At 59.8% G+C, this 25432-nt stretch carries 16 protein-coding genes and 1 tRNA gene; 8 read left to right on the plus strand and 9 right to left on the minus strand.

Features of this window, described 5'->3' with window-relative positions; genetic code table 11:
• The first annotated feature begins 56 nt into the window (after positions 1-56).
• On the plus strand, positions 57-803 hold the full coding sequence (gene cobM, locus AACY19_RS00480; protein ID WP_339446871.1) for a precorrin-4 C(11)-methyltransferase: 747 nt from the start codon (positions 57-59) through the stop codon (positions 801-803).
• 144 nt (positions 804-947) lie between these two features.
• Here cobM and nfuA read toward each other — a convergent pair whose 3' ends face one another.
• The 3 genes from nfuA to AACY19_RS00495 form a co-directional block, all read right to left on the minus strand.
• Positions 948-1532, minus strand: a complete 585-nt coding sequence (gene nfuA, locus AACY19_RS00485) for a Fe-S biogenesis protein NfuA (protein ID WP_003225494.1) — start codon at positions 1530-1532, stop codon at positions 948-950.
• 57 nt (positions 1533-1589) lie between these two features.
• Positions 1590-2612 carry an acyltransferase family protein gene (locus tag AACY19_RS00490; RefSeq protein WP_339446873.1) on the minus strand — a complete coding sequence of 341 codons (1023 nt, stop codon included), beginning with the start codon at positions 2610-2612 and terminating at the stop codon, positions 1590-1592.
• Between the two features lie 116 nt (positions 2613-2728).
• The gene (locus AACY19_RS00495) at positions 2729-5011 is read right to left on the minus strand and encodes a fatty acid cis/trans isomerase (protein WP_339446875.1); all 2283 of its coding nucleotides are present in this window, start codon (positions 5009-5011) and stop codon (positions 2729-2731) included.
• Between the two features lie 157 nt (positions 5012-5168).
• Between AACY19_RS00495 and metH the strand changes: the two genes are divergently transcribed.
• Positions 5169-8879, plus strand: a complete 3711-nt coding sequence (gene metH, locus AACY19_RS00500) for a methionine synthase (RefSeq protein ID WP_339446877.1) — start codon at positions 5169-5171, stop codon at positions 8877-8879.
• A 65-nt stretch (positions 8880-8944) separates the two neighbouring features.
• Here metH and AACY19_RS00505 read toward each other — a convergent pair whose 3' ends face one another.
• Positions 8945-15601, minus strand: coding sequence for an NEL-type E3 ubiquitin ligase domain-containing protein (locus AACY19_RS00505; RefSeq protein ID WP_339446879.1), 6657 nt, complete (start codon positions 15599-15601; stop codon positions 8945-8947).
• Between the two features lie 162 nt (positions 15602-15763).
• Here AACY19_RS00505 and AACY19_RS00510 point away from each other — a divergent pair, with 162 nt between their 5' ends.
• Positions 15764-15982 carry a DUF2970 domain-containing protein gene (locus AACY19_RS00510; protein WP_339446882.1) on the plus strand — a complete coding sequence of 73 codons (219 nt, stop codon included), beginning with the start codon at positions 15764-15766 and terminating at the stop codon, positions 15980-15982.
• 6 nt (positions 15983-15988) lie between these two features.
• Here the strand turns inward: AACY19_RS00510 and AACY19_RS00515 are convergent, their stop codons facing one another.
• The gene (locus tag AACY19_RS00515) at positions 15989-17062 is read right to left on the minus strand and encodes an ABC transporter substrate-binding protein (protein ID WP_339446884.1); all 1074 of its coding nucleotides are present in this window, start codon (positions 17060-17062) and stop codon (positions 15989-15991) included.
• Between the two features lie 523 nt (positions 17063-17585).
• On the opposite strand from AACY19_RS00515, the gene AACY19_RS00520 reads away from it, so the two are divergent.
• Both AACY19_RS00520 and AACY19_RS00525 read left to right on the plus strand, forming a co-directional pair.
• Positions 17586-19244: a nitrite/sulfite reductase gene (locus AACY19_RS00520; RefSeq protein WP_339446886.1), complete on the plus strand. Its 1659-nt coding sequence runs from the start codon at positions 17586-17588 to the stop codon at positions 19242-19244.
• Positions 19228-19722, plus strand: a complete 495-nt coding sequence (locus AACY19_RS00525) for a DUF934 domain-containing protein (RefSeq protein ID WP_194933087.1) — start codon at positions 19228-19230, stop codon at positions 19720-19722. Before AACY19_RS00520 ends, AACY19_RS00525 begins: the two co-directional genes overlap by 17 nt.
• A gap of 48 nt (positions 19723-19770) precedes the next feature.
• Here AACY19_RS00525 and AACY19_RS00530 read toward each other — a convergent pair whose 3' ends face one another.
• A complete protein-coding gene (locus tag AACY19_RS00530) occupies positions 19771-19923 on the minus strand; it encodes a hypothetical protein (RefSeq protein ID WP_339446890.1) in 153 nt (50 codons plus the stop codon).
• Positions 19924-20016: 93 nt separating this feature from the next.
• Entirely contained in the window at positions 20017-21048 is a 1032-nt protein-coding gene (gene sohB / locus AACY19_RS00535) for a protease SohB (protein ID WP_339446892.1), read from the minus strand.
• Positions 21049-21253: 205 nt separating this feature from the next.
• Between sohB and AACY19_RS00540 the strand changes: the two genes are divergently transcribed.
• Together AACY19_RS00540 and AACY19_RS00545 are read left to right on the plus strand one after the other, a co-directional pair.
• Positions 21254-21964, plus strand: coding sequence for a histidine phosphatase family protein (locus AACY19_RS00540; protein ID WP_339446894.1), 711 nt, complete (start codon positions 21254-21256; stop codon positions 21962-21964).
• A gap of 64 nt (positions 21965-22028) precedes the next feature.
• Complete coding sequence (locus tag AACY19_RS00545) at positions 22029-22346, plus strand: SCP2 sterol-binding domain-containing protein (RefSeq protein ID WP_339446896.1); 318 nt, start codon at positions 22029-22031, stop codon at positions 22344-22346.
• Between the two features lie 57 nt (positions 22347-22403).
• On the opposite strand, the gene AACY19_RS00550 is transcribed toward AACY19_RS00545, so the two are convergent.
• Positions 22404-22985, minus strand: coding sequence for a hypothetical protein (locus tag AACY19_RS00550; RefSeq protein ID WP_339446898.1), 582 nt, complete (start codon positions 22983-22985; stop codon positions 22404-22406).
• Positions 22986-23261: 276 nt separating this feature from the next.
• Here AACY19_RS00550 and AACY19_RS00555 point away from each other — a divergent pair, with 276 nt between their 5' ends.
• A complete protein-coding gene (locus AACY19_RS00555) occupies positions 23262-24980 on the plus strand; it encodes a hydrogenase maturation protein (RefSeq protein ID WP_339446900.1) in 1719 nt (572 codons plus the stop codon).
• Positions 24981-25136: 156 nt separating this feature from the next.
• Here the strand turns inward: AACY19_RS00555 and AACY19_RS00560 are convergent.
• A tRNA-Gln gene (locus AACY19_RS00560) sits at positions 25137-25211 on the minus strand.
• Positions 25212-25432 lie beyond the last annotated feature (221 nt).

Below are 25432 nucleotides of genomic sequence, written 5' to 3' on the forward strand. Positions count from 1 at the left end.
TCATGAGCAATCTTCATCTGAAGCGTTGCTGAGCGTCTTTTCCCAAGGATTCAACGATGACCGTCTACTTCATCGGCGCCGGCCCCGGCGACCCGGAATTGATCACTGTCAAAGGCCAGCGGCTGATTCGCAGTTGCCCGGTGATTATCTACGCAGGTTCGCTGGTGCCGGCGGCAGTGCTCGACGGCCATCAAGCCGAAATGGTGGTCAACAGCGCTGAATTGCACTTGGAACAGATCATCGACCTGATCAAGACCGCGCATGCCAATGGCCAGGATGTCGCACGGGTGCATTCCGGCGATCCGAGTCTGTATGGCGCGATTGGCGAGCAGATCCGTTATCTGCGCGAACTGAATATTGCGTTCGAGATCATCCCCGGCGTGACGGCCACCGCAGCCTGTGCCGCATTGCTGGGCGCGGAACTGACGTTGCCCGACGTATCGCAAAGCGTGATTCTGACCCGCTACGCCGATAAAACCGCTATGCCAGCGGGTGAGGAACTGGGCAGTCTGGCGCAGCATGGTGCAACCATGGCGATTCATCTGGGGGTCAATCATCTGCCGAAGATTCTGCTGGAGTTGCTGCCGCATTACGGCGCGGACTGCCCGATTGCGGTGATCCACCGGGCGACGTGGCCGGATCAGGATTGGGTGGTGGGGACACTGGCGGACATTGCCGAAAAGGTCGAAGCCAAAGGGTTTCGGCGTACTGCCCTGATTCTGGTTGGGCGGGTGTTGGGGAGTGAAGTGTTTAGCGAGTCATCGCTGTATCGCGCAGGGCACGCACATTTGTATCGCCCATGAAGACCTCTTCGCGAGCAAGCCCGCTCCCACATTTGGAATGCGATCAAATGTGGGAGCGGGCTTGCTCGCGAAGGCGTCGGCGAAATTGACCCATAAAAAAACGGCGCTCACGGGGCGCCGTTTTTTATGACTGCAGCGAACACCTTAGTAGTAGGCGTTTTCTTTCTGCGTGTGATCGGTCACGTCGCGAACGCCTTTCAGCTCCGGGATGCGCTCGAGCAACGTGCGCTCGATGCCTTCCTTCAACGTGACGTCCGCCTGACCGCAGCCCTGGCAACCGCCACCGAACTGCAGAACGGCAATGCCGTCTTCAACCACATCGATCAGGCTGACCTGACCGCCGTGGCTGGCCAGCCCCGGGTTGATTTCAGTTTGCAGGTAGTAGTTGATGCGCTCGTTGACCGGGCTGTCAGCGTTGACCATCGGGACTTTGGCGTTTGGCGCCTTGATGGTCAACTGGCCGCCCATACGGTCGGTGGCGTAATCGACAACGGCGTCATCGAGAAACGCTTCGCTGAACGAATCGATGTAAGCGGTGAAGCTCTTCAGCCCCAGCGCGGTGTCTTCAGGTTTTTCCTCGCCCGGCTTGCAGTAGGCAATGCAGGTTTCGGCGTACTGGGTGCCAGGCTGGGTGATGAAGACGCGGATACCGATACCAGGGGTGTTCTGCTTGGAGAGCAGATCAGCCAGGTAATCGTGGGCGGCGTCGGTAATGGTAATAGCGGTCATGGAAACTCCTCGCAGGCTTGGGCGCAGTTTACGCCAATCGTTGCGCCGGACAAAGTCCTAGTATTTTTGTCGGGAAAGATTCTCGACAGCCTCGCCGTCAATCCGGGCCTTGAGCCAGCGATAGCTGCGTTTTTCCACCCATTCGTAGCTCAACCACGAGCCGGCACCAATCGCCAGCACACACACGGCAAACATCAAATACGGGTCGATGCCGTAGCGCCGCGCGAGGAATCCCCCTGCCGACAGCACCAGAACGTGCATCAGATACACCGAATAGGAGCAATCACCGAGCCACTTCAGCAGTCGGCTGCCCTCGACATAACGTTCCAGCGCCAAGCATGACATCACCAGCACCGCACTGGGCACACCCCAGCTCAGCAGCCTCGGTGTCGGCGGCAGATGGTAGATCGCTAGCAGCGCCGCGCCGATTCCCAGCAACGGCAGCCACCCTCCGCTGGCGATCCAGCCGCGGCGATGGAGCATGCCGATGGCGATCCCCAGCAGAAACTCATAGACGATGTCCGAGCGATAGAACCCACTGATCCAGCCAAACCCGGTCCACGCCTCACACACCGCAAACAACAGCGCCGCGACCACCAGCACGCGCACCTGCAGGCGAAACAGCAAGGCCCAGGCGAACAGCACGTAGAAGAGCATTTCGTAGTTGAGGGTCCAGCCGACATTCAGTGTGGGATAAATCCCATAGCCGCCGGGATTCTCTGCAGGAATGAACAGCAACGACAGCAAGAAGTGGCTCCAGTCCACCGTCTGATCGGGCAGCAGCGGTTGTGCGAAAACCACCAGCAGCCCCATCAACACGGTGTACAGCCAATACGCCGGTACGATGCGAATCAGTCGATACAGCAGAAAGCGCGCGGGTGGCAGCGGTTTGTGCTCGGTGGAAAGAAAGATCACCAGACCGCTGATGACAAAGAACACATCGACGCCGACGGCGCCCTTGTCGATGAACAATTGGCCCACCGACCCGCTCGCCTTGAAATCGAAGAAAATCTGCATGAAGTGATGGCAAACCACCGTCCACGCCGCAAGCGCACGCAGGGCCTGCACTGAAATCAACATCGCCCGCTCCTGCTCACATGCCCAAAAACACCATTCACCCTGTGGGAGCGAGCCTGCTCGCTCCCACAGGGGATTTGTGTTGCCTGAAACTGTGACAGTCGGCTCGGTTCAAATGATCAAAGATTCTCGTAGCGGTTCATGTCCAGCACGCCCTCTTCCACCGGGTCGGTTTCGTGCAGGTACTGGCTCAGATCATGGAAATAGAACCAGAATTGCGGGTGACTGCGACGAATCCCCCAGCGTTCGACGATTTTTTCGAAAAGGTCAGCGTCCTTGGCGCTTTCCATTGCATCGACAAATTCGGAAACCTGACCGGCAGGCACGTTGAACATGAAGTTCGGATAACTGCTGAGCACGCCCGGAAAAACAGTAAGGGTGTCCAGCCCGGGCTGATAGCGCAGCGACTCACCGAGCAGGAACGCCACATTGCTGTGCGCACGGTTGCGCAACAGGCTGTAGACCTCACGTTTTCCGCTGGCGGTTTCAATGCGCAGCATGGTGGCTTCCGGCAGTTGGTCGATGACCTTCAAACCGGCCGCCGGGCGCGAAGTCAGACGGCTTAGCGCCTGCTCGGCATTTTGCAGCGCCGGGTCGATATTCGGCCGGGAGCAGTAAGCGCCGTCGCAGCGATTGATCGGATCGGGGTGCGCATTGAGATCACCGTAGCGCGCCAGCAATTGCATGGCGAAATCGTATTTCGGGTCTTTCTCGTCGAGTTTCAGCGCGGTCGGCTTGTCGTCGTCAATGGCTTCGTAATCGAGCCACATCTTGAACTGGCCGCCGCTCTGATACCAATCGTCGAGGTAGTCCTCACGGGAATCGGCCGGCATCAGGCGCAGGAAGTTCTGCTCGGCGCCGTTACGGATCAGGTCGAAATACAGGCGAGTCTGGGCTTGATGGGAAACGTTGCCGAACACATCGAAGTTGACCGCCAACTGGTAATAGGTGCGTTCCAGCAGCGGATAGTCGAACAACCACATCGTCTGTGGCACCTCGCCGATCAGGCCTTTGGTCACCGACGCGCTGTCGAAGTGGCGGAAGATGCTCAGCAGCGCGTTGTCGTTGCCGGCCCACAGCGTCGACCAGCTCGGTGCCGGGACATCGGCGTAGCTGTCGCGGCGCAGCGCTTCGTAATCGTTGCGTTTGTTGCGGTAGTTGTGCCACAGGCTCAGGACGCTGCCGACATCGTCGTTCTGCCCCGGCATCGCCAGCAAAGGCGTGGCCTGGCCGCGATAGTTCGGGTCGGTGATATAGAGGTCGTGCTCCGGCGCCTGAAACAGCGCCCAGAAGTTGTCGCGGATCACGTCAGTCGCGATCTGTCCACGGCACACCGGGCCGCGAATAAAGGTACGGACGAAATATTCGGCGTTATCGAGCATGAACTGGTAACGCGCCTGCGCCGGAATCGCCTCGAATGTCGCGAAGGGATTGGCGCGGCTCTGCGGGCCGTAACCGGGTAATGCATTGACCTGCCAGTTGCCGCTGTAGAACAGGCTCTTGACCCGCGCCATCTTTGCCGCGCTCAGTGGATAGGTGATGTGGGTCTTGTGCACGATCACCCCTTGCACCGGCCACAAGCGGTAATACACCTGAGTCCCCGGATCGTCGTTGGGGCGGCGGGTGGCGATCAGGTCAATGGGTTGGCCGGTCGGCGTGCGCGAGCGTACCCATTGGAAAAAATGCCCCGGCTCGCCGTCCTTGAAGTAGATGTGCGCCAGAAACCAGTGTTCGAACAACCAGCGCCCGACCAGGCTTTCACGGGCACCGGGGGTATTGAGCAGGTTTTCCCACTGGACAATCTGCAACGCCTCTTTGGCGCTCGGCGCCAGACCCTGTTCGTCAATCGGCGCACCGGACGCCAGCCAGCGTTGCAAGGTCTGGTACTGCTGATCGGTCAGGCCAGTGACCGCCAGCGGCATCCCCTCTTTCGGGTGAGCGCCGGCGTAGCCTTCGAACTCGGCGGGCATTGCGCACAGGTTCTCGCGGTTCAACCCCAGCACGATGTCGTCAGGAAGCTTGGCGTTGGGCGTCAGTGGCGTCTTGTGCCCAAGTTCGAGCATGCGCGCCATCAGTGCCGCCTGACTGCCCTGGGCGTCGAGCACGGAATAGAAGTCTTTCTGCTGCCAGGCACGTTTGCCGAAGGCGTCGTAGAACAACCGGGTGGTCGGCGCCGCTTGTGTGCGCTCACCGTCGTAGACCGGCATCTTGCTCGCCCCACGGGCCGCGCCCTCGCCACTGCCCAGATTGAGCTGGCAGGGCGAGTCGTAGCAGGCATGGCAAGCCACGCACTTCTCGGTGAAGATCGGCTGGATATCACGGGTGTATGAGATCGGGGGCTCTTGCGCAACGGCGCCCCAGCTTAAGAACAGCAAAAAAATGCTGATGACGCGGTACGACATGCCCTTGATCCCGATCCTGAAGAAAAACGCCGCGATTCTACCGTTATGACGCCCGTACCAACATGAGCGATATTCATGCAAAAGCGCAACATGCTCCAAAACCGCGCAGGTTTGCTATGATCCCGCTCCTTCGTAATGGTCTTTCCGAGTAGTCCAAATGTCCGATCGCAGCGTCCGCCTTCAAGCTCTCAAGCAAGCTCTCAAAGAGCGCATCCTGATACTCGACGGCGGTATGGGCACGATGATCCAGAGCTACAAGCTCGAAGAACAGGATTATCGCGGCAAGCGCTTTGCGGACTGGCCGAGTGACGTCAAAGGCAACAACGACCTGTTGGTGATCACCCGCCCGGACGTGATCGGCGGCATCGAAAAAGCCTATCTGGATGCCGGTGCCGACATCCTCGAAACCAACACCTTCAACGCCACGCGCATTTCCATGGCCGACTACGGCATGGAAGAGCTGGCTTACGAGCTAAACGTAGAGGGCGCACGTCTGGCCCGCAAGGTCGCCGACGCCAAGACCGCCGAGAACCCGGCCAAGCCACGTTTCGTCGCCGGCGTGCTCGGTCCGACCAGCCGCACCTGCTCGCTGTCGCCGGACGTCAACAACCCTGGCTACCGCAACGTCACCTTCGATGAGCTGGTGGAGAACTACACCGAAGCCACCAAAGGCCTGATCGAAGGCGGCGCCGACCTGATCCTGATCGAAACCATCTTCGACACCCTCAATGCCAAAGCGGCGATCTTCGCCGTGCAAGGCGTCTTCGAAGCGCTGCACATCGAACTGCCGATCATGATTTCCGGGACCATCACCGACGCCTCCGGCCGCACCCTGTCGGGGCAGACCACCGAAGCGTTCTGGAACTCGGTGGCCCACGCCAAGCCGATTTCGGTCGGTTTGAACTGCGCACTCGGCGCCAGCGAACTGCGTCCGTACCTGGAAGAGCTGTCGAACAAGGCCAGCACCCACGTGTCCGCGCACCCGAACGCCGGTCTGCCGAACGAATTCGGCGAGTACGACGAACTGCCGTCGCAAACCGCCAAAGTCATCGAAGAATTCGCCCAGAGCGGCTTCCTCAACATCGTCGGCGGTTGCTGCGGCACCACGCCGGGGCACATCGAAGCCATCGCCAAAGCCGTCGCCGGTTACGCGCCGCGACAGATTCCGGACATTCCCAAGGCTTGCCGCCTCTCGGGTCTGGAACCGTTCACCATCGACCGCAGCTCGCTGTTTGTGAACGTCGGCGAGCGCACCAACATCACCGGCTCGGCGAAATTCGCCCGTCTGATCCGTGAAGACAACTACACCGAAGCGCTGGAAGTCGCCCTGCAACAGGTCGAGGCCGGCGCGCAGGTGATCGACATCAACATGGACGAGGGCATGCTCGATTCGAAGAAGGCCATGGTGACCTTCCTCAATCTGATTGCCGGTGAACCGGACATCTCGCGCGTGCCGATCATGATCGACTCGTCGAAATGGGAAGTGATCGAAGCCGGCCTCAAGTGCATTCAGGGCAAAGGCATCGTCAACTCGATCAGCATGAAAGAAGGCGTCGAGCAGTTCATCCATCACGCCAGACTGTGCAAGCGCTACGGCGCGGCAGTGGTGGTGATGGCGTTCGACGAAGCCGGCCAGGCGGACACCGAAGCGCGCAAGAAGGAAATCTGCAAACGCTCCTACGACATTCTGGTCAACGAAGTCGGCTTCCCGCCGGAAGACATCATTTTCGACCCGAACATCTTCGCCGTCGCCACCGGTATCGAAGAGCACAACAACTACGCGGTCGACTTCATCAACGCCTGCGCCTACATCCGCGATGAACTGCCCTACGCGCTGAGCTCCGGCGGCGTGTCCAACGTGTCGTTCTCGTTCCGTGGCAACAACCCGGTGCGTGAGGCGATCCACTCGGTATTCCTGCTGTACGCGATCCGCGCGGGCCTGACCATGGGCATCGTTAACGCCGGCCAGCTGGAGATCTACGACCAGATCCCGCAAGAGCTGCGCGACGCCGTTGAAGACGTGATCCTCAACCGCACGCCCGAAGGCACCGACGCCCTCCTCGCCATCGCCGACAAGTACAAGGGCGACGGCAGCGTCAAGGAAGCCGAGACCGAAGAATGGCGCAACTGGGACGTCAACAAGCGTCTGGAGCACGCGCTGGTCAAGGGCATCACCACGCACATCGTTGAGGACACCGAAGAGTCGCGTCAGTCATTCGCCCGCCCGATCGAAGTGATCGAAGGCCCGCTGATGTCCGGCATGAACATCGTCGGCGACCTGTTCGGCGCCGGCAAAATGTTCCTGCCGCAGGTGGTGAAATCCGCCCGCGTGATGAAGCAGGCCGTGGCGCACTTGATCCCGTTCATCGAACTGGAAAAAGGCGACAAGCCGCAAGCCAAGGGCAAGATCCTCATGGCCACCGTCAAGGGCGACGTGCACGACATCGGCAAGAACATTGTTGGCGTGGTACTCGGCTGCAACGGCTATGACATCGTCGACCTCGGCGTGATGGTGCCGGCAGAGAAGATTCTGCAGGTCGCCAAAGAGCAGAAGTGCGACATCATCGGCCTCTCCGGCCTGATCACGCCTTCGCTGGACGAAATGGTGCACGTCGCTCGCGAGATGCAGCGTCAGGACTTCCATCTGCCGTTGATGATCGGTGGCGCGACCACCTCCAAAGCGCACACCGCAGTGAAGATCGAGCCGAAGTACAGCAACGACGCCGTGATCTACGTGACCGACGCCTCCCGCGCGGTGGGCGTGGCGACGCAGTTGCTGTCAAAAGAATTGAAAGCCGGTTTCGTCGAGAAGACCCGCCTGGATTACATCGACGTGCGTGAGCGCACCTCGAACCGCAGCGCCCGTACCGAGCGTCTGAGCTACGCCGCTGCCATCGCCAAGAAGCCACAGTTCGACTGGGCGAATTATCAGCCGGTCAAACCGAGCTTCACCGGCAGCAAAGTGCTGGACAACATCGACCTCAAGGTCCTGGCCGAATACATCGACTGGACGCCGTTCTTCGTTTCCTGGGACCTGGCCGGCAAATTCCCGCGCATCCTCACAGACGAAGTGGTCGGTGAAGCTGCCACTGCGCTGTACAAGGACGCACAGGAGATGCTCGCCAAGCTGATCGACGAGAAGCTGATCAGCGCCCGCGCGGTGTTCGGTTTCTGGCCGGCCAATCAGGTGCATGACGACGATATCGAACTGTACGGCGATGACGGCAAGCCGTTGGCCAAGCTGCATCACCTGCGCCAGCAGATCATCAAGACCGACGGCAAGCCGAACTTCTCGCTGGCCGACTTCGTGGCACCGAAGGACAGCGAAGTGACCGACTATATCGGTGGTTTCATCACCACCGCCGGCATCGGTGCCGAAGAGGTCGCCAAGGCGTATCAAGACGCGGGCGACGACTACAACTCGATCATGGTCAAAGCCCTCGCCGACCGCCTGGCCGAGGCCTGCGCCGAATGGCTGCACCAGCAGGTGCGTAAAGAGCACTGGGGTTACGCCAGGGAAGAAGTCCTCGACAACGAAGCGCTGATCAAAGAGCAATACAGTGGCATCCGCCCTGCCCCAGGCTACCCGGCCTGCCCGGATCACACCGAGAAAGCGGCGCTGTTCGCCCTGCTCGACCCGGAGGCCGAAGAAATGCGCGCCGGCCGCAGCGGCGTGTTCCTCACCGAGCACTACGCCATGTTCCCGGCGGCAGCGGTCAGCGGCTGGTACTTCGCTCACCCGCAAGCGCAGTACTTCGCCGTGGGCAAGGTCGACAAGGATCAGGTGCAGAGCTACACCTCGCGCAAAGGTCAGGAACTCAGCGTGACCGAGCGCTGGTTGGCGCCGAACCTGGGCTACGACAACTAAGCACCCGCGTGCAGACCTGCGACGCCGGGCAATCCGGCGTCGCAGGCTGTCGCGTTAACGGCGTTTCACTGAGCGGCCCGCTGCCCTTGCGCAGTTGAAGGCCCCGGCAACGGGCCCTCCCCGGACAACGCGGCAACTTCGTCCCGGCTCAGTTCGATCAACCTGGCGTTGCGCCTGGCCGTCTGCTCGAACAGCTGGCTGATGAAGTCAGGATCATCGGCACCCACGCTCACGTCGTCGGCCTCCTGAGCGTCCATCTCGTCAAAGGCGCGGAACACCTCGGGGTATTTTTCCTTGAGGTACGTCACCCAGTAATCTCGCTGGATCAGGCTTTCGGCGAACGCCTCGGAAGCTTCTGCCTTGATGATTTCCGTGCGTGCCTGCGCCAGTTGCTGCGCGGTGACGCCCGACGCATAGGTCATGTGCTTCGGTTGCCCGGGCAGGGTCAAGCCGTCTTCCCAGCCGTCCGTCAAACCGATGCGATAACCCAGGCGCACCTCGGCCTCATCCTGTCCATCAAGCGCGGCACGGCGGGTGGCCTGCTCATCCACCCTGTCCAGCCGGAATAATTGCCGCGACAGCTTCAACAGCGCCTCGGCCTTTATCCCCGGTGGCCCGGCAGGCAGGTCGAGCACCGCGTTGTGGGTGAACACTCTGCTCTCCAACTCGCTGAACGTCAGGATTCGCCCGTCGACACAGGTGCCATGAGTCGTGGCACCGGCAAACAGCAGCTCACGCAGCTCGGCATTGCTGGCCGCAGCCTCCACGACCGTCCATACCCGCCGCGTCAGGTCGGCCTTCGCGACACTGAATTCCCGCGTGTCCTGCAAGCGCGCCAGCAAGTGGAAGAACGCCGCATTGTCCGGCTCCTCCGCAAGCTGGTTCCAGGTAGCGGTCTTGCCGGCCACTTCCTCAGGGAGAGCGTCAGACAGCCACGGGACCAAGTGTTCCGGGGTTGAGTCGGTATCGACCAGCACCTCGTCAGACTCCAGGCTTTCACCGCTGCCCTCGCCAAAACCGTCGGCGTCCTCGATCAGCTCATCAAGTTCGACGCGGGAAAAACCCAGCACCGTATCGCGCAATCCGCTTTCACGATAGGCCCTCAGTTGGTAGAGGGTATCCCGCGAAAGGCTGTAGTTATCCGTCAGGTCGACGCCGGCCATCAGGGCATCGTGTGTACCGTCCAAGGCTTGTTCAGGAATTGACGTGAGGTCATTACCGCTCAGATTGAGGGTGATGAGCGCACTCGAGTCCAGCGTGCCGTCCGGCCATTGCGCCAGGTTGTTATTGCGCAGGTCGAGGGTTTCCAGCGCATCGAAGGCGCTGGCATCGAAAGTGTTCAGATCGTTGTAGCCCAGCCCCAGCCAGCGCAATTGATCCAGATTGCTCAGCGAGGCATACAGGCGCTCAGTATCGGCCAGACGATTGGAAGACAATTCCAGGCGCAGGAGATGGTGCATATGCTCGACCGGCTCCGGCACGGCATCCAGTTCGTTGCCACTGAGTTCCAGCGTTTGTAACCGGGTGAACGCGCTGAGGAAACCATCGGAACCGCTTACGCTCAGTTTCACACTGGTCAGGTTCAGCCTGACCACATGATCGAAGTCTTTCGGCAGTTCCGGCAGATCTCCCAGTTGCAAGCCATCGAGGCTGAGCGCTGTCTGCGCCACAGCGGGTTCGGCGCCGATGCCCTCGCGCCAGCAATCAAGAATTTTCAACGCCCCCAGCCGACGCGTGGCGGACGAAATCATCCAGCCAGGCTCGCTGGAGCCTCGTGTGAACAACCAGCCGTTCAAGCTACGGGTGAGTGTTTCGAAGGTTTGTTCCCATGCGGCAAGCCGCGCGTTGATCTGCTCAGGCGTCGCACCGCTGATACGCATCTGCTCAAGAAATCGTCCCGCTTCCATGTCAGCGAGGTACGGTTTGAGGCGCTGAAGGCGTTTGATCTGCAACGCCTCCCCCGTACCCACAGGGATATCCGACAGCGGCAACCACTGTCGGGAAATGCTGAAGCCGCTTTCATCGGGAGGAAAACTGCGCGGCGCCGGCACTTGGGCAAAGCGTTCCATCGCCCCCGGCGGCAAGCCGTTAGCCCTTTCCAGCCGCTGACGAGCCAGCTTGATGGTTTCAAGAGCCTGTGGCTTCAGCGGCGCACCATTGAGATCAACCTTGAGCAAAAACTCATCGGCAAACTGATCCGGCAGCGCAGTGACGTCGCTGTCGCGCAGATCCAGCCATTCCAGCGCCGGCAAGTGTTCAGCACCGACCGGCCAGTGTTGAAGATTGGTCGCTCGCAGGTTCAACGCTCGCAGACTCGTCATCCCGCTGACATTGAGGGTGTTCAGGGGATTGCCGCTCAGGTCCAGCGACTCAAGCGCCCGCAGCCCCTCGACAGCCTGCTGCACACCGGCATCGACAACGATCCGGTTGTTGGAAAGGTCCACATGCATCAGTTGCGACAGATCACCCGGCGCAATGGGAATTTCGCTGAGCTCACTGCCGCTCAAATCGATGGAGTGCAGTTCGGTGAAGCCTTTGACGAACGCTCGAACCTGCTCGGCAGAAGCTTTGCTGCCTCTGAGGTTCAACGTGTGCACCTCGGGAAAGGTGCCAGCCGGCAGGTCGGGGAATTCGCTCAAATCCAGATTCGGCAATTGCAGCGTCGAAGCCTCTTCTATCGCGCCGTAGCGTTTGAATGCCCCGCTGCGCCAACAGGCACGCAAGGACGATGCCCCCCAGGTGCGTCCCACCACTTCGTTCATCAATAGCGGTTTTTGCAACGCGCGATGGGCCCAGTCATTGAGCGCCTGATCAAGTTTGTGCTGTTGTTCGCTCAACGCTTCGACCGCCTCAAACCTCGCGTCGGTACTCGACCACTGCTCGCAGAACTGAATGAACACCGCATCGAAGGGGTCATGACTGCCTTCGCGAAGACGCTGTAACTCGCCCTTGCAGTAGCCGCGAACCATTTCATCCAGATCAACGAGGTGACCCGGCTGGCGTTTGACGAACTCATACGCGCGCCTGAAATTCACCCGCGAACATTGCGACCAATCCAGCGACAGTCCCGACCAGAGCTTTTGATGCCCCTCAAACAGGCCGTCAGGCAGTGTCCGAATGCCCGTGCCTTTGAGGTCCAGGCGTTCCAGGTTCGGTAAGTCCAGGACCCCTTCCGGCCAGGCCATCAACGACGGCGCGATCACCTCCAGGGCGCGCAGCTTGCGCAGTCGCGACACATCCAGGTTGATCACGGAATAATCCGAAGAGTAAATGTTGAGTTCTTCGAGTGCCGTCAGTGCACCGAGCCGCACCGGCATATCCACCGCGTAAGGCGCCGCTGAATACAGGCTCAGCAGGGTGAGATGCTTCATCCCGCTCAACGCTTTGGGCACGTTGGTGAATTGGCTGCCGGTTGCATTGATACGCAGGCTTTTCAGATTCGGGAAAGTGCTCAGCAGCGCATCTGCATTGGCGTCGGTGATGCAGCGGCCCCTGACGTACAGGTCGCGCACATGGCTGAAGTCCGCCGAGAGCGCAGGCAGCGGGTCATCGCAGGACAAGTACAGCGAGCCCAGGCGCGAGTCTTGCGCGGCCAGTGGCGAGTTTCGCCAGCACTGCTTGAGGGCGTCGGCGGCGGAGCCCTTGCCACCCAGCATCGATTGCAAGAGGGGGTCCGAGGCGGGCTCGCCCACCCACTGATCAAGCGTCGCCTCCAGCGTCTGCCATTCGCGTAGCCGCGTTTGCAGATCATGAAAGATCTGCGCATCGGTTTTTCCCGCGCGTAACTGCTCAAGGATAAAGCCGTTGGCCTGCTGGTCGGACAATGCCGGGTAAACATCCTGGACCCGTGCAACCAACGAAGGACTCAAACCTTGCCCGCGTCCGCTGGCGTAATAGCCCAGCTTGCGCTCGGCAATACGCGCAGGCGCTTTAAACGATTTCCGCGGGCCGCTCAGACCCTCCAGTTGCTGCATCAGTTCGGCGCGATGTTCGATGGCGATGTGAATCACTTTCTGGCGCAGCGCTGCGCCCTGACTGACTTGCGGCACTCCCAAGGCACGCCGTGACTCAACGGACAGCGCGTGCATGATCACGTCGAAAAAACTGTTCTCACTGGCTGGTAAGGGCTCAGCCGGTGCGCCCTGCTCATTGCCCCCCTCAACAGCCGTACCTTGCTGGACGGCAGACTTGCGCTGTTCCGAGACGCCATCGTCCACGCTATCAATCAGCGTCCCCTCCACACCGCCGTCGCGCATTTCCACGCGCATGCGCTCGGACCAACCCGGGAGCTTCTCCAGGGCACTGAGTGCCAGCCGGCGGCTGTCCGCGGTCAACGCGCCTTGGCCATGCAACCCGGCGAATGCTCGGGCTTGACGCCCCTGCCGGGCATACCAACGCCCCTCTTCGAGCATTTTCAGCGGGATCAGGCGCGAGCTTTTCAGGCGGGTGAGTTCTTCGGCACTGGCGTCCAGCAGGATTCTGCGGGCCGCTGGCTCAGCCAGACCCGGACAGGCTTGCTGCAGTTTACCGACCAGGTCCGCGCCTGAGCTGACGCGAGCAGGCGGTGCAACGTCTTCGTCGGCTTTGAACAGGTTCAGGACCTCGGCCAGTTCCGGCGGCATGGGCTGGTGGTCCAGATGCATCTTGCGCAATTCATTGTCATTGACCCCACAGGCATCAGCGGCATTGAGCAACTGCTCATCCGGCACCCCTTCGGTGAGGTGGCCCATGCGCCGCAGCAGCGTTGTCCGGTCCCACGTCAGCGGACGCTCCAGCGAATGACGCCAGGCCCCCTGGCCGTTGTGCTCGAGAATTGGCTGCCAGGCGTCGGGATCGCTCGGGTGGCTGATCCGCCATTTATTCAGCGCCGGATCGAACAGGGTTTCGTAGGCTTTGTCGCCCAGCCGGATATAGGTGTTGTCGCCCTTGTGATGAATGCCTTGGCTGTCAGGTTCACCCAACACCACGTCGCACTCATAGCCGCTCAGTTGCCGTTTCCACAGGCGGGTTTTCCCATCGGCCCGCTTGACCGGTTCAAGGCCCTCGATCATCGCCACGGGCCTGACCGCATTGAATCTGGCCAGCCCCTTGCCAGCGCCGGCCATCACCCCGATCAAGGCAAGGTTTTCCGCCACGTCGAGCAAGTGCCCTTTGGCGGCCATACGATCCCCTTCGCTCCACTCGATCACGCCTTCGAACGACTCATAGAGCAGTTGCCCGGCCATGACGGCCATCATCACCTCACCCAGCACCGGCACGAACATCGACACAATGTTCAGGCCGAACATGCCGATTTGCAGAAGGTGATTGAGTTTTTCGGCGCGCACCCGGGCATCGACGTCAGCCGTCGGCGCCGCATGGCTGCGGGCATCGGCGATGACTTTGGCGCGACTCTGTTCGTAGAGATAGGCCCACAGATCGGTGTTGGCGGACCAGATGCCGTCGACCCCTGCGCGCACAGTCCCGAATGGATCGAGATAAGGATCGTCCACCGGTTCGTGCCTGAAAGGACGCTCTGGCGGCAGTTCCTTGATCGAAACGATGTTCGAAAGCGGCGGAACGTACTGCGCCACTTTCACCCAGATCGACTGCAGCGGATCAGCCGACGCATCGGCGGCCTTGCGGGTGAACTGGCTGAAGTAATAAGGACGGTCGGCATAGGCGACGAATTGGCTGAAAAAGCGCTGATGGGCCGTGGGCTTTGCGTCCTCGTCGGGCAGATCGTTGCGGGCAGTGAACTGCCGTTTGAACTCAGCGCGCAACTGCGCCGAACTGTAGCGTTTAAGCGGATGCTCCGGATCATGGGGAACGTAGACGATGAAATCACTGGTGTAGCGGTATTTCTCGCTGATGCTGAAGACGACGCAGCCGGTCATGCGCCGTTTCATCAGGCTCAGATCGCGGAACCACACCGGTTTGCCACGCAACGTCGGATGCACTTCACCCTCGATGACTGAAAGGATCATCGCGTAGTCGTCGGGCTCGATGTCGTTTTTCAGCAGCGCCAGTTCGGCAGCGGCACGCATGGCCTTTTTCTGGCTGCCCACGAACTGCTCACGCAATGCCCGTTCCTTTTGCCTGTCGTCGGGCTGGAAAAAAGCCTGGACGTGGGTCTGATACTGGGCGCCGATGTCGAGGGTGCGACACAACGACAGAAACTGCCTGACGGTCATATCGAGGGTGACCGTGTCGAACGTCCCCGGGGTCGAGGACTCGACCACGAACCCCGAATGACTATGGTATGACCCCTCTTCGCACTCGGACGCTTCAAAGTTATGCAGCGCCGCCTGTAGCAGAGGCAGCTTCAAGACCTCGAATGACGAAATTTCGATTTGCAGATCACTGACTTTGAAGGGGCGTACCAGACTCAGCAGCGTCGTGTTGACGTCGACTTCGACGCCGAACTGTTCCTTCAATGCCGCCACCAGCAGAGGGCTGGCAAAGGTGTCGATGTCTTGCAACGCGGACATCGTTTTGTCCAGTCGGGTCTGGGCAGCAACGCTGGCGCTCAGATGGCGATTGAGCGTGCGTTTCTGCTCGCTGGATGCACGCTGATACCAGTCTGGCAACTGCGCACTGACCTGTTTCATGGCCTCCCTTCGGGCCGGGACGGCATTGATGAGCCAGGCGGGAATGTTCTTTTCCAGCAGATCGCGATGGATGCTGTTTTTGCCACTGGACGGCGGTTTTCCCGCTGGCGAATCGGTTGAGGGTGTGGGCATGGTGTCGCTCCTGACAAATGAGCTGACAGGACACCATTTCGCTGAGCCGCACCTGCGGTACATAGTTATCGCTTTCGCAACTGGATATGACGGCGGCGCCAGCGAAGGCGAGAATCGGTGGATTGGCTATGCTGTGAGCAATGACCCACAGACGAGGGATTTATGGACGATCCAGTCGACAACAAACCACCCAGCTTCTGGCAGATGCTGCACAGCGTGATGGCGGCAGCGTTCGGGGTGCAAAGCGGGAAAAACCGGGCAAGGGACTTCACCCACGGCAAACCCGGTCATTTCGTGATACTGGGCATTCTGTTCACGGCGGTGTTCGCCCTGACGTTGTTTGCCATCGTCAAACTGGTGCTGCATTTCGCCGGTGTCTGAAACAGTTCAGTGCATCAGGATTTGCAGGTTGAATGGATAGCGGTACGAAGCCGGACGCCCCTTGGCCGACAACTTGCGAAAGTTCACGCCGTAATCAGGCGATGCTCCCCAGGCCAGCATCTGTCGGGCGTGGGCCTTGTCGATCAATTGCAGCAAGGGAATCTGCCGGTCACGCCCCCCATACCGCGCCAGATCAACGCCTTGCGCGTGATCATGGACTTCGACCAACGCCCAGCCACCCAGGGTAAAATGCCCTCCGATCAAAGCGCTCAAGCGCCCGTCGACGACCGCCTGCAATGCCGCAGGCGACGTGTTGACCGCGCTGAACAGTGCGTCCTTGCCGGGGGTCTTGCCGGTTTCGGCATACGCGCGCATCGCGCCGAAGGCCATTTCGTCGTTAGCCGACCACACCAGTGACACCTCGGGGTAGCGCCTGAACAACTGTTTGGCCTGCTCATAGGCACGCTGTTGGGTCCAGCCGCTGTAGACCAGTTGACGCAGACGCACCTGCGGATGTTCCGCCAGGGCCCGTTGCATGCCTTGCTCGCGCAGTTGCGCCGAAGGGGTGACTTTCAGCCCGGAGAACGCCAACACTTCAACCGGCTGATCGATAGCTGTCGGTCGATGCTGACGGATCAGTTCCTTCATCATCAGGTAACCGCCCTCCTCATCGTTGGTCACCAGACTGCCCACCAGATCCGGACGCTCGCCCATTAGAGCCTGCTGACTCGCGGTGAGCGTCGCATTGACCATGAACAGCTTGACCCCGCTGTCATGCGCCAGACGAAAAATCTGCGGGGCGACATATTGTTCGTTGACGAACACCAGATAGTCAGGCCGGTCAGGCCCTTGCAGCGCAAGTCGCGCCTGGGCCAGGGTCAACTCAGGCTGGCGTTGAGAATAGAGAATCCGCAAATCCATACCCAGATCACGAGCAGCGGCCTGCATGAACTGTGAATAACTGACCCAGAAGGTTTCCCCGGTGGAACCCGGATTGAGGAACAGCACCGACTCCGCTCTCGCAACGCTGATGAACACCGCGCCGAGCAGCAGCACGCTAATGTGGAGAAATTTGAACATGAAGCATCCGGGCCCAAGGAAAAATGGCCGCGCATTATAGCCATCGAACCCTCGGCTACTGACGCCTGATCCCGTTATTTGTCCGACAATCGTCGGAAGCGGACCCGGATGAGTCGTTTACTGATGACTGACCCAGAATACCGCTGTCCCTACTACCAGAATGATCAGGAACAAAATGGCCCACGCATCGACACTGCTATCGCTTTTTCTTGCCTTGGTCGGATTGCTCATTGCATCGCCTCTTGTCGGTTTTATCGGTGATTGCAGAAAGACTCGACCACAGTTAAGACGATGATTGTCCGCACGACAAATGTGGATTAGTTGACAGCGATTCTCGTTAGGCGATTTGGTTCTTTACATATACTCAAACATCACTTTTGCGCATAACTGCAAACGGGTATATTGCCCCGGCTCCTTTAGGGAGTGCGCGGCCGTGCGCGCAGAATTGCAGAGGCAAAATCGGACTCCAGCACGCGAAAACGCAGCGTTTTCCGAGTAGCCCAAGCCTGAGAACAGGACTTATATGTACGTATACGACGAGTACGATCAGCGGATCATCGAGGACCGCGTCAAGCAGTTCCGTGATCAGACCCGACGCTATCTGGCAGGTGAGCTGAGCGAAGAGGAATTCCGCCCCCTGCGCCTGCAAAATGGCCTGTACATCCAGCGTTTTGCGCCGATGTTGCGTGTGGCGGTGCCTTACGGCCAGCTGACTTCGCGTCAGATGCGCATGATGGCCAGGATTGCCCGCGACTACGACAAGGGCTACGCCCATATCAGTACGCGGCAGAACGTGCAGTTCAACTGGCCGGCGGTGGAAGACATCCCGGACATCCTTGCTGAACTGGCCACCGTGCAGATGCACGCGATTCAGACCAGCGGCAACTGCCTGCGCAACGTCACCACCGACCAGTTCGCCGGTGTCGCTGCCGACGAAGTGATCGACCCGCGTCCATGGTGCGAGATCGTTCGTCAATGGACGACCTTCCACCCGGAATTCGCCTACCTGCCGCGCAAATTCAAGATCGCCGTCAACGGTTCCAGCGCTGATCGCGCGGCCATTGAAGTCCACGACATCGGTCTGGAACCGGTGCACAACGCCGCTGGCGAACTGGGCTTCCGCGTGCTGGTCGGTGGCGGCCTCGGTCGTACCCCGGTGGTGGGCGCGTTCATCAACGAATTCCTGCCGTGGCAGGACCTGTTGAGCTACCTCGACGCCATCCTGCGGGTGTACAACCGCTATGGCCGTCGCGACAACAAATACAAGGCGCGGATCAAGATCCTCGTCAAGGCACTCACGCCTGAAGTGTTCGCACAGAAAGTCGATGCGGAAATGGAGCACCTGCGCGGTGGCCAGACCACATTGACCGACGCCGAACTGCATCGCGTTGCCAGGCACTTCGTTGATCCCGACTACAAGGCGCTGGACAACCAGAGCGCGCAACTGGCCGAGCTGGACAAAGAGCACCCGGGTTTCGCCCGCTGGCGCACTCGCAACACCCTTGCGCACAAGAAGCCGGGGTATGTCGCCGTGACCCTGTCGCTGAAGCCGACCGGCGTTGCCCCAGGCGACATCACCGACAAGCAGATGGATGCCGTCGCCGATCTGGCCGAGCGCTACAGCTTCGGTCAACTGCGCACCTCCCACGAGCAGAACATCATTCTTGCCGATGTCGAGCAGAGCCAGTTGTTCACGCTATGGGGCGAATTGCGTGAAGGCGGTTTCGCCACGCCGAACATCGGCCTGCTGACCGACATCATCTGCTGCCCTGGCGGTGACTTCTGCTCGCTGGCCAACGCCAAGTCGATCCCGATTGCCGAATCGATCCAGCGCCGCTTCGACGACCTGGACTACCTGTTCGACATCGGCGAGCTGGACCTGAACATCTCCGGCTGCATGAACGCCTGCGGCCACCACCACGTTGGCCATATCGGCATCCTCGGGGTGGACAAGAAAGGTGAAGAGTTCTATCAGGTTTCCCTCGGCGGCAGCGCCAGCCGTGACGCGAGCCTGGGCAAGATCCTCGGCCCGTCCTTCGCACAGGAAGCAATGCCTGATGTGATCTCGAAGCTGATCGATGTGTACGTCGAACAACGTACCGAAGACGAGCGCTTCATCGACACCTATCAGCGTATTGGCATCGACCTCTTCAAGGAACGCGTCTATGCAGCGAATCATTAAGAACAACGCCGTCGTCGACGAAACCTGGCACCTGCTGCCAAAGGATTTCAACATCGACGAGATCAGCAACTGCGACGACTTGATCGTTCCACTGCAACTGTGGCGCGAACATAGCCGCATGCTCAAGGCCCGTGACGGCGGCTTGGGTGTGTGGCTGGACGCCGATGAAGAAGCCGAGGAAATCGGTGACGACGTTGCAGAGTTCCAGGTCATCGCCCTGAACTTCCCGGCGTTCACCGACGGCCGCAACTACTCCAACGCCCGCCTGCTGCGTGACCGTTACGGTTTCAAAGGCGAACTGCGGGCGATTGGCGACGTGCTGCGCGATCAGCTGTTCTACATGCACCGCTGCGGTTTCGATGCGTTCGCTGTGCGCGCCGACAAGGACCCGTATGAAGCGCTGGAAGGTCTCAAGGACTTCTCGGTGACCTACCAGGCCGCCACCGACGAACCGCTACCGCTGTTCCGTCGCCGTTGACCGGCATGCCTTGAACCTCGGCCGAGGTTCAAGGCTGTGTAGCCGCCATCATGATGGCGGTTGCATTCCCGTCACGGTCGGCCCGACGTCCGCAGGGATGTAGAAACCGAAGATGTTTTCACCGAAACGGCTATCCGCGATGGTCTGGTAATTGTTCAACAGCACCTGGATGAGCCTGTGCGAACGAGTCACCTGCCCCATTCAGCCGCTCCCATGGAAAATTTCGCTGTGGGCGCGGGAAAATTCAGGCAATAAAAAACCGTGGCACGCCACGGTTTTTTTGGGTCTGGCGAATTACCAGAAGCGTTGCTGGGTCAAGCGACTCCACCAGCTCAACAGCACGCGGTCTACAGAACCGCTGGCCGCCATGCCGATGCGTTCCTGCAGACTTTTGCGTTCGGCGTAATGCAGGTGGTAAACCTCGGCTTGCTTGGCTTTTTGCGCCAGGTATTCGTCACTGGTCTTGAGTTCGTCGACCAGTTGTTTGTCCAGCGCAGCCACACCGAGCCAGACTTCACCGGTTGCCACTTCGTCAATCGCCAATTGCGGACGGTAGCGGGCAACAAAGTTCTTGAACAACTGGTGGGTGATGTCCAGATCTTCCTGGAATTTTTCGCGGCCCTTCTCGGTGTTTTCGCCGAACACGGTGAGGGTGCGCTTGTATTCACCGGCGGTGAGCACTTCAAAATCAATGTCGTGCTTTTTCAGCAGGCGGTTAACGTTGGGTAACTGCGCGACCACGCCAATCGAGCCGAGAATCGCGAAAGGTGCGCTGATGATCTTCTCGCCGATGCACGCCATCATGTAACCACCGCTGGCCGCCACCTTGTCGATGCACACGGTCAGCGGCACGCCGGCTTCACGGATGCGCGCCAGTTGCGAGGACGCCAGGCCATAGCTGTGGACCATGCCACCACCGCTTTCGAGACGCAGCACGACTTCGTCTTTCGGCGTCGCCAGGGTTAGCAGCGCCGTGATTTCATGGCGCAGGCTTTCGGTGGCGGAAGCCTTGATGTCACCGTCGAAATCCAGCACGAACACGCGGGACTTCGCCTCGGGCCTGTTCTTCTGCTTCTTCTCGCTCTTTTCGGTTTTGGCCTGGCCCTTGCGCAGCGCCTTCAACTGATCCTTGTCGAGCAGCGTCTGCTCCAGGCGTTCGCGCAGACCTTTATAGAAATCATTGAGCTTGCTGACCTGCAACTGACCGGCAGACTTGCGTCGGCCCTTGCTGCGCAACGCAGCAAAACTGGCGAGCACCACCAGAATGGCGATCACCAGGGTGACGGTCTTGGCCAGAAAACTGGCGTACTCGGTGAAAAACTCCACAGCGACTCCTTAAAACAATGCGCGGATGTGAAACACACGCGGGATGAGCCCAGCATACCCATGCACCGGCTCGTCGGCCAGCCGTGAAACCTCTGGCAACACCCCTGTAACGGGCATTTCAAACAAGCGTATGTTTTTTCATTGACAGCACTCCGTCATCCTCATAACCTCGCCACAACCTTCAACGTACCGGGATGACGCGGACGTGGGCAGCATCTATCTGATTCGACATGGCCAGGCCTCCTTTGGTGCAGACGACTATGACGTCTTGTCGCCGACCGGTGTGCGCCAGGCAGAAATCCTCGGCCAGCACCTTGCTGAACTGGGCATCAGCTTTGATCGCTGCCTTGCCGGTGACCTGCGTCGCCAGCAGCACACAGCCACCAGCGCGCTGGCGCAGTTCAGTGCAAAGGGCTTGCCCGTACCGATCCTGGAAACCGATTCGGCGTTCAACGAGTTCGACGCCGACGCGGTGATCCGCGCCCTGCTCCCAGCCATGCTGGCGGACGAGCCTGAAGCCATCGACATCCTGCGCAACGCTGCGCAAAACCGTAGCGAGTTCCAGCGTATTTTCGCCCTGATCATCGAGCGCTGGCTGGCCGGCACTTACGACACGCCCGGGCTGGAAAGCTGGCTGGGTTTCGTCGAGCGCGTCCAGGCCGGGCTGCACCGGGTCCTTGATCAGGCCGAAAAGAACCAGAAAGTCGCCGTATTCACCTCTGGCGGCACCATCACCGCGCTGCTCCACCTCATTACCCAGATGCCTGCCAGACAGGCCTTTGAATTGAACTGGCAAATCGTCAACACCTCGCTCAACCAACTGAAATTTCGCGGTCGCGAGGTGGCTCTGGCTTCCTTCAACAGTCACGCACACTTGCAACTGTTGAAGGCACCGGAACTCATCACCTTCCGCTGAGTCCGGATAAATGTGACCGTGGCTGTAATAGCCCTGCTCCTACTACCCAAGAAAGGATCGAACCATGACCTCCGTAGCTGATGCCGTAAAAGCAATGCAAGCCAAGTTCAACCCAGCCGCCGCTGCCGGTCTGGATCTGGTCTTCGGTTTCAACATCACCGACGAAGACAAGCAATACTCGCTGATCGTCAAAGACGGCACTTGCGACATCCAGGAAGGCGAGAACCCGGACGCCAACTGCACGCTGGTGATGGACAGCGAAACCCTGAAAGGTATCGTCAGCGGTGAAACCGACGGCATGCAGGCGTTCATGGGCGGCAAGCTGCGCGTTGAAGGCGACATGATGCTGTCGATGAAACTGTCCGAGCTGTTCCCGTCGTAAGACGCCGGTCAGTTACAAACAAATCCCGCCTGAATGGCGGGATTTGTCGTTTCAGGGTCAGCGGGTTCCAGCGTCATCCAGTTCGTCAAAGATCTTCAGATACGGGTCCTCGTAATCGTTGCCACCGCGCATTTCCTCCGCTTCACCCATTGGCAGGATCGCATCGGTTTTCACATCGACGCCAAACCTGACGAGATAGCGTTTGTAGCTCATTTGCAGATAGATTTCGTAGACGTCCACGGGCTGGTTTTCGGTCTCGAACTCGCTGTACACATAGCGTGTGCGGCGGGTTAACACCGGCCACTGATCCCACAAGGGCTGCGAACTGACCTCGGGGCGCATTTCGTCGATGGCCTCGATAGCCGCCTGAACCAGATAGACGTTGTCCTTGGCCTTGAAAACAAAAGGCTCTTTTCGCTTCATCATCACCTGACTGATTTCACCCTGGACTTCCATCTGTTCATACATACCGCTGTGGAACCACTGGGTGGCATCAAACAGTCCCAAGGCGCCCACGGTCCGGGCGTTCATCATGACCTTGTCCGGAGCCTTGTCTCCGCAAGCCGTTAAACTGAACACGCTGACAGCAATAAAGGCCAGAGCCGCCATTTTGCGGGGGATGAAGTTAAGCAAGTTCACGACACCGATGTTCCTGAGCACGGAACGCACGAAAGCCTAAGCCGTCGTGTACGTCCTTGTATGAGTGGGGCGAGGAATTTAACTGATCGGCTGGCCCGTTCATACCGACATGGCCATTAATTTGCCACGCTCATCGGCACACAAGCATTGGCTGACAGAACGTTGACCTCGGTCACGGGTGTGCCTGCGTTCGCTGATTAATCTTCCAGCTCCATCGAAGGCCAAGGACGGCTCACTGCGAGCCTGCGGCCAATCCCATTCAAGGAAGAGCACTCCATGCGATCGCTTAACATCATCCTGCTGTCATCGGCATTCAATGGCTTGACCCAACGCGCCTGGCTCGAACTGCGCCAGGCCGGGCACTCACCCAGTGTCGTGGTGTTCACCGACGAACACGCCGTGTGCGAGCAAATCGAAAACAGCGGCGCCGACCTGGTCATCTGCCCGTTCCTCAAGGACCGTGTGCCGCAAGCATTGTGGAGCAGCCCACAACGTCCGGTGGTGATCATTCACCCTGGCATCGTCGGCGATCGTGGCGCCAGCGCGCTGGACTGGGCGATCAGCAATGAGCTCTCGCGCTGGGGCGTGACAGCCCTGCAAGCCGTGGAAGAAATGGACGCGGGCCCGGTCTGGGCCACGTGCGAATTCAACTTGCCGCCAGGCCTGCGCAAATCCGAGTTGTACAACGGGCGGGTCAGCGACGCGGCGATTCGCTGCATCCGCGAAGTGGTGGAAAAATTCATTGACGGGTTCGTACCGGTCGCCCTGGATTACAGCGATCCCCGCGTGAGGGGCCGCCTGCAGCCGAACATGAAGCAGGTCGACCGCAGCTTCAGTTGGCACGACTGCGCGCGCTTCATCAAACGCAGCATCGATGCGGCGGACGGCCAGCCGGGGGTGCTCGCCAGTCTGGCAGGCGGCCAGTACTACGTGTACGACGCGCACCTTGATTCACGCAGCGGCCTTCCCGGCGACATTCTCGCGGTGCACGACGACGCCGTGCTGGTCGCGACTGGCGATCACAGCGTATGGATCGGCGCGCTGCGACGTAAACCGCAGCCGGGCGAAGAAACCTTCAAGCAACCGGCCCGGCATGTTCTGGCCGGGCAACTGGGCAAGGTGCCGACGCTAGACTGGTCGGTCGCCCGCACCCCCTTCAGCGACGAAGCCTATCAACCGATTCGATATCGCGAATCCGGCCATGTCGGCGAGCTGACCTTCGAGTTCTACAACGGCGCGATGAGCACCGAACAATGCCAGCGCATGGTCCAAGCACTGCGTTGGGCCAAGACGCGGGATACGGGCGTGCTGTTGATCAAGGGGGGGCGCGGCAGCTTTTCCAACGGCGTGCACCTGAACGTGATTCAAGCCGCGCCCGATCCGGGTGCTGAGGCCTGGGCGAATATCCAGGCGATTGACGATGTGTGTGAGGAACTGCTGAGTGCGCGGCAACTGGTGGTCAGCGGCGTCACCGGTAATGCCGGCGCAGGTGGCGTGATGCTGGCGCTGGCAGCCGATATTGTCTTCGCACGGGCGGACATCGTGCTCAATCCGCACTACAAGAGCATGGGCCTGTACGGATCGGAGTTCTGGACTTACAGCCTGCCCCGCGCCGTCGGCCCGGCACTGGCCGAACAACTGACCCAAGCCTGTCTGCCGGTGAGTGCCACACAAGCGTTGCAATGGGGCATGGTTCAGGAAATCGGCCCGCGCTGCCCGGAGGAGTTTTCGCTGTGGTTGTTGCAACGGGCCAACTCGGTGCTGACCGATTCAACCTACGCCGCGGTGCGCGAACGCAAGGCGCGGGTCGACGAGGTGCTGATTCGCCAATGCCGCGAAGCCGAACTGCAGGAGATGCAGGAAGACATGCTGTACAACCGCAACCAATTCGCCGAGAAATGCCGCCACTTCGTCTACAAACGCAAGGCCTGCGGAACACCGGCGCGCTTGGTGGCGGATTGGGCGCGGGTGCGTGAGGCTGAGCTGGCGGGTTGATCGGGTGGTGAGTGGGCTGGCTCCTTCGCGAGCAGGCTCGCTCCCACAGGGGATTTCTGCAAAGCACTTGGCGCCGCAAATTCCCCCCCATGCACGGCGGATAAATCCCGGGCATAAAAAAACGCCAGTTCTTTCGAACTGGCGTTTTCTTGAATATGGCAGGGGCGGCTGGATTCGAACCAACGCATGGCAGGATCAAAACCTGCTGCCTTACCGCTTGGCGACGCCCCTGTATCTCACACTGTGAAGCTGTCTGTGTGCGAATGCGCGGCAATTTAACAACTTTCCTTTGATCTGGGAAGCCCAAGATGAAAAAAAATTTGTTTTAAAACAGCCAGTTATTATTTTCCAAGGACAGCGAGCGAATCTCGGGGCCATTTCGTAGGGGCTTCAGGCACCGAATCGACCGGTCGCAGTGCCTGCATCAGCACTGGAACGCAAGCGCCACCTGG

This window comes from Pseudomonas sp. EA_5y_Pfl2_R50 (assembly GCF_963970475.1).
In the GTDB taxonomy this organism is placed as follows: Bacteria; Pseudomonadota; Gammaproteobacteria; order Pseudomonadales; family Pseudomonadaceae; genus Aquipseudomonas.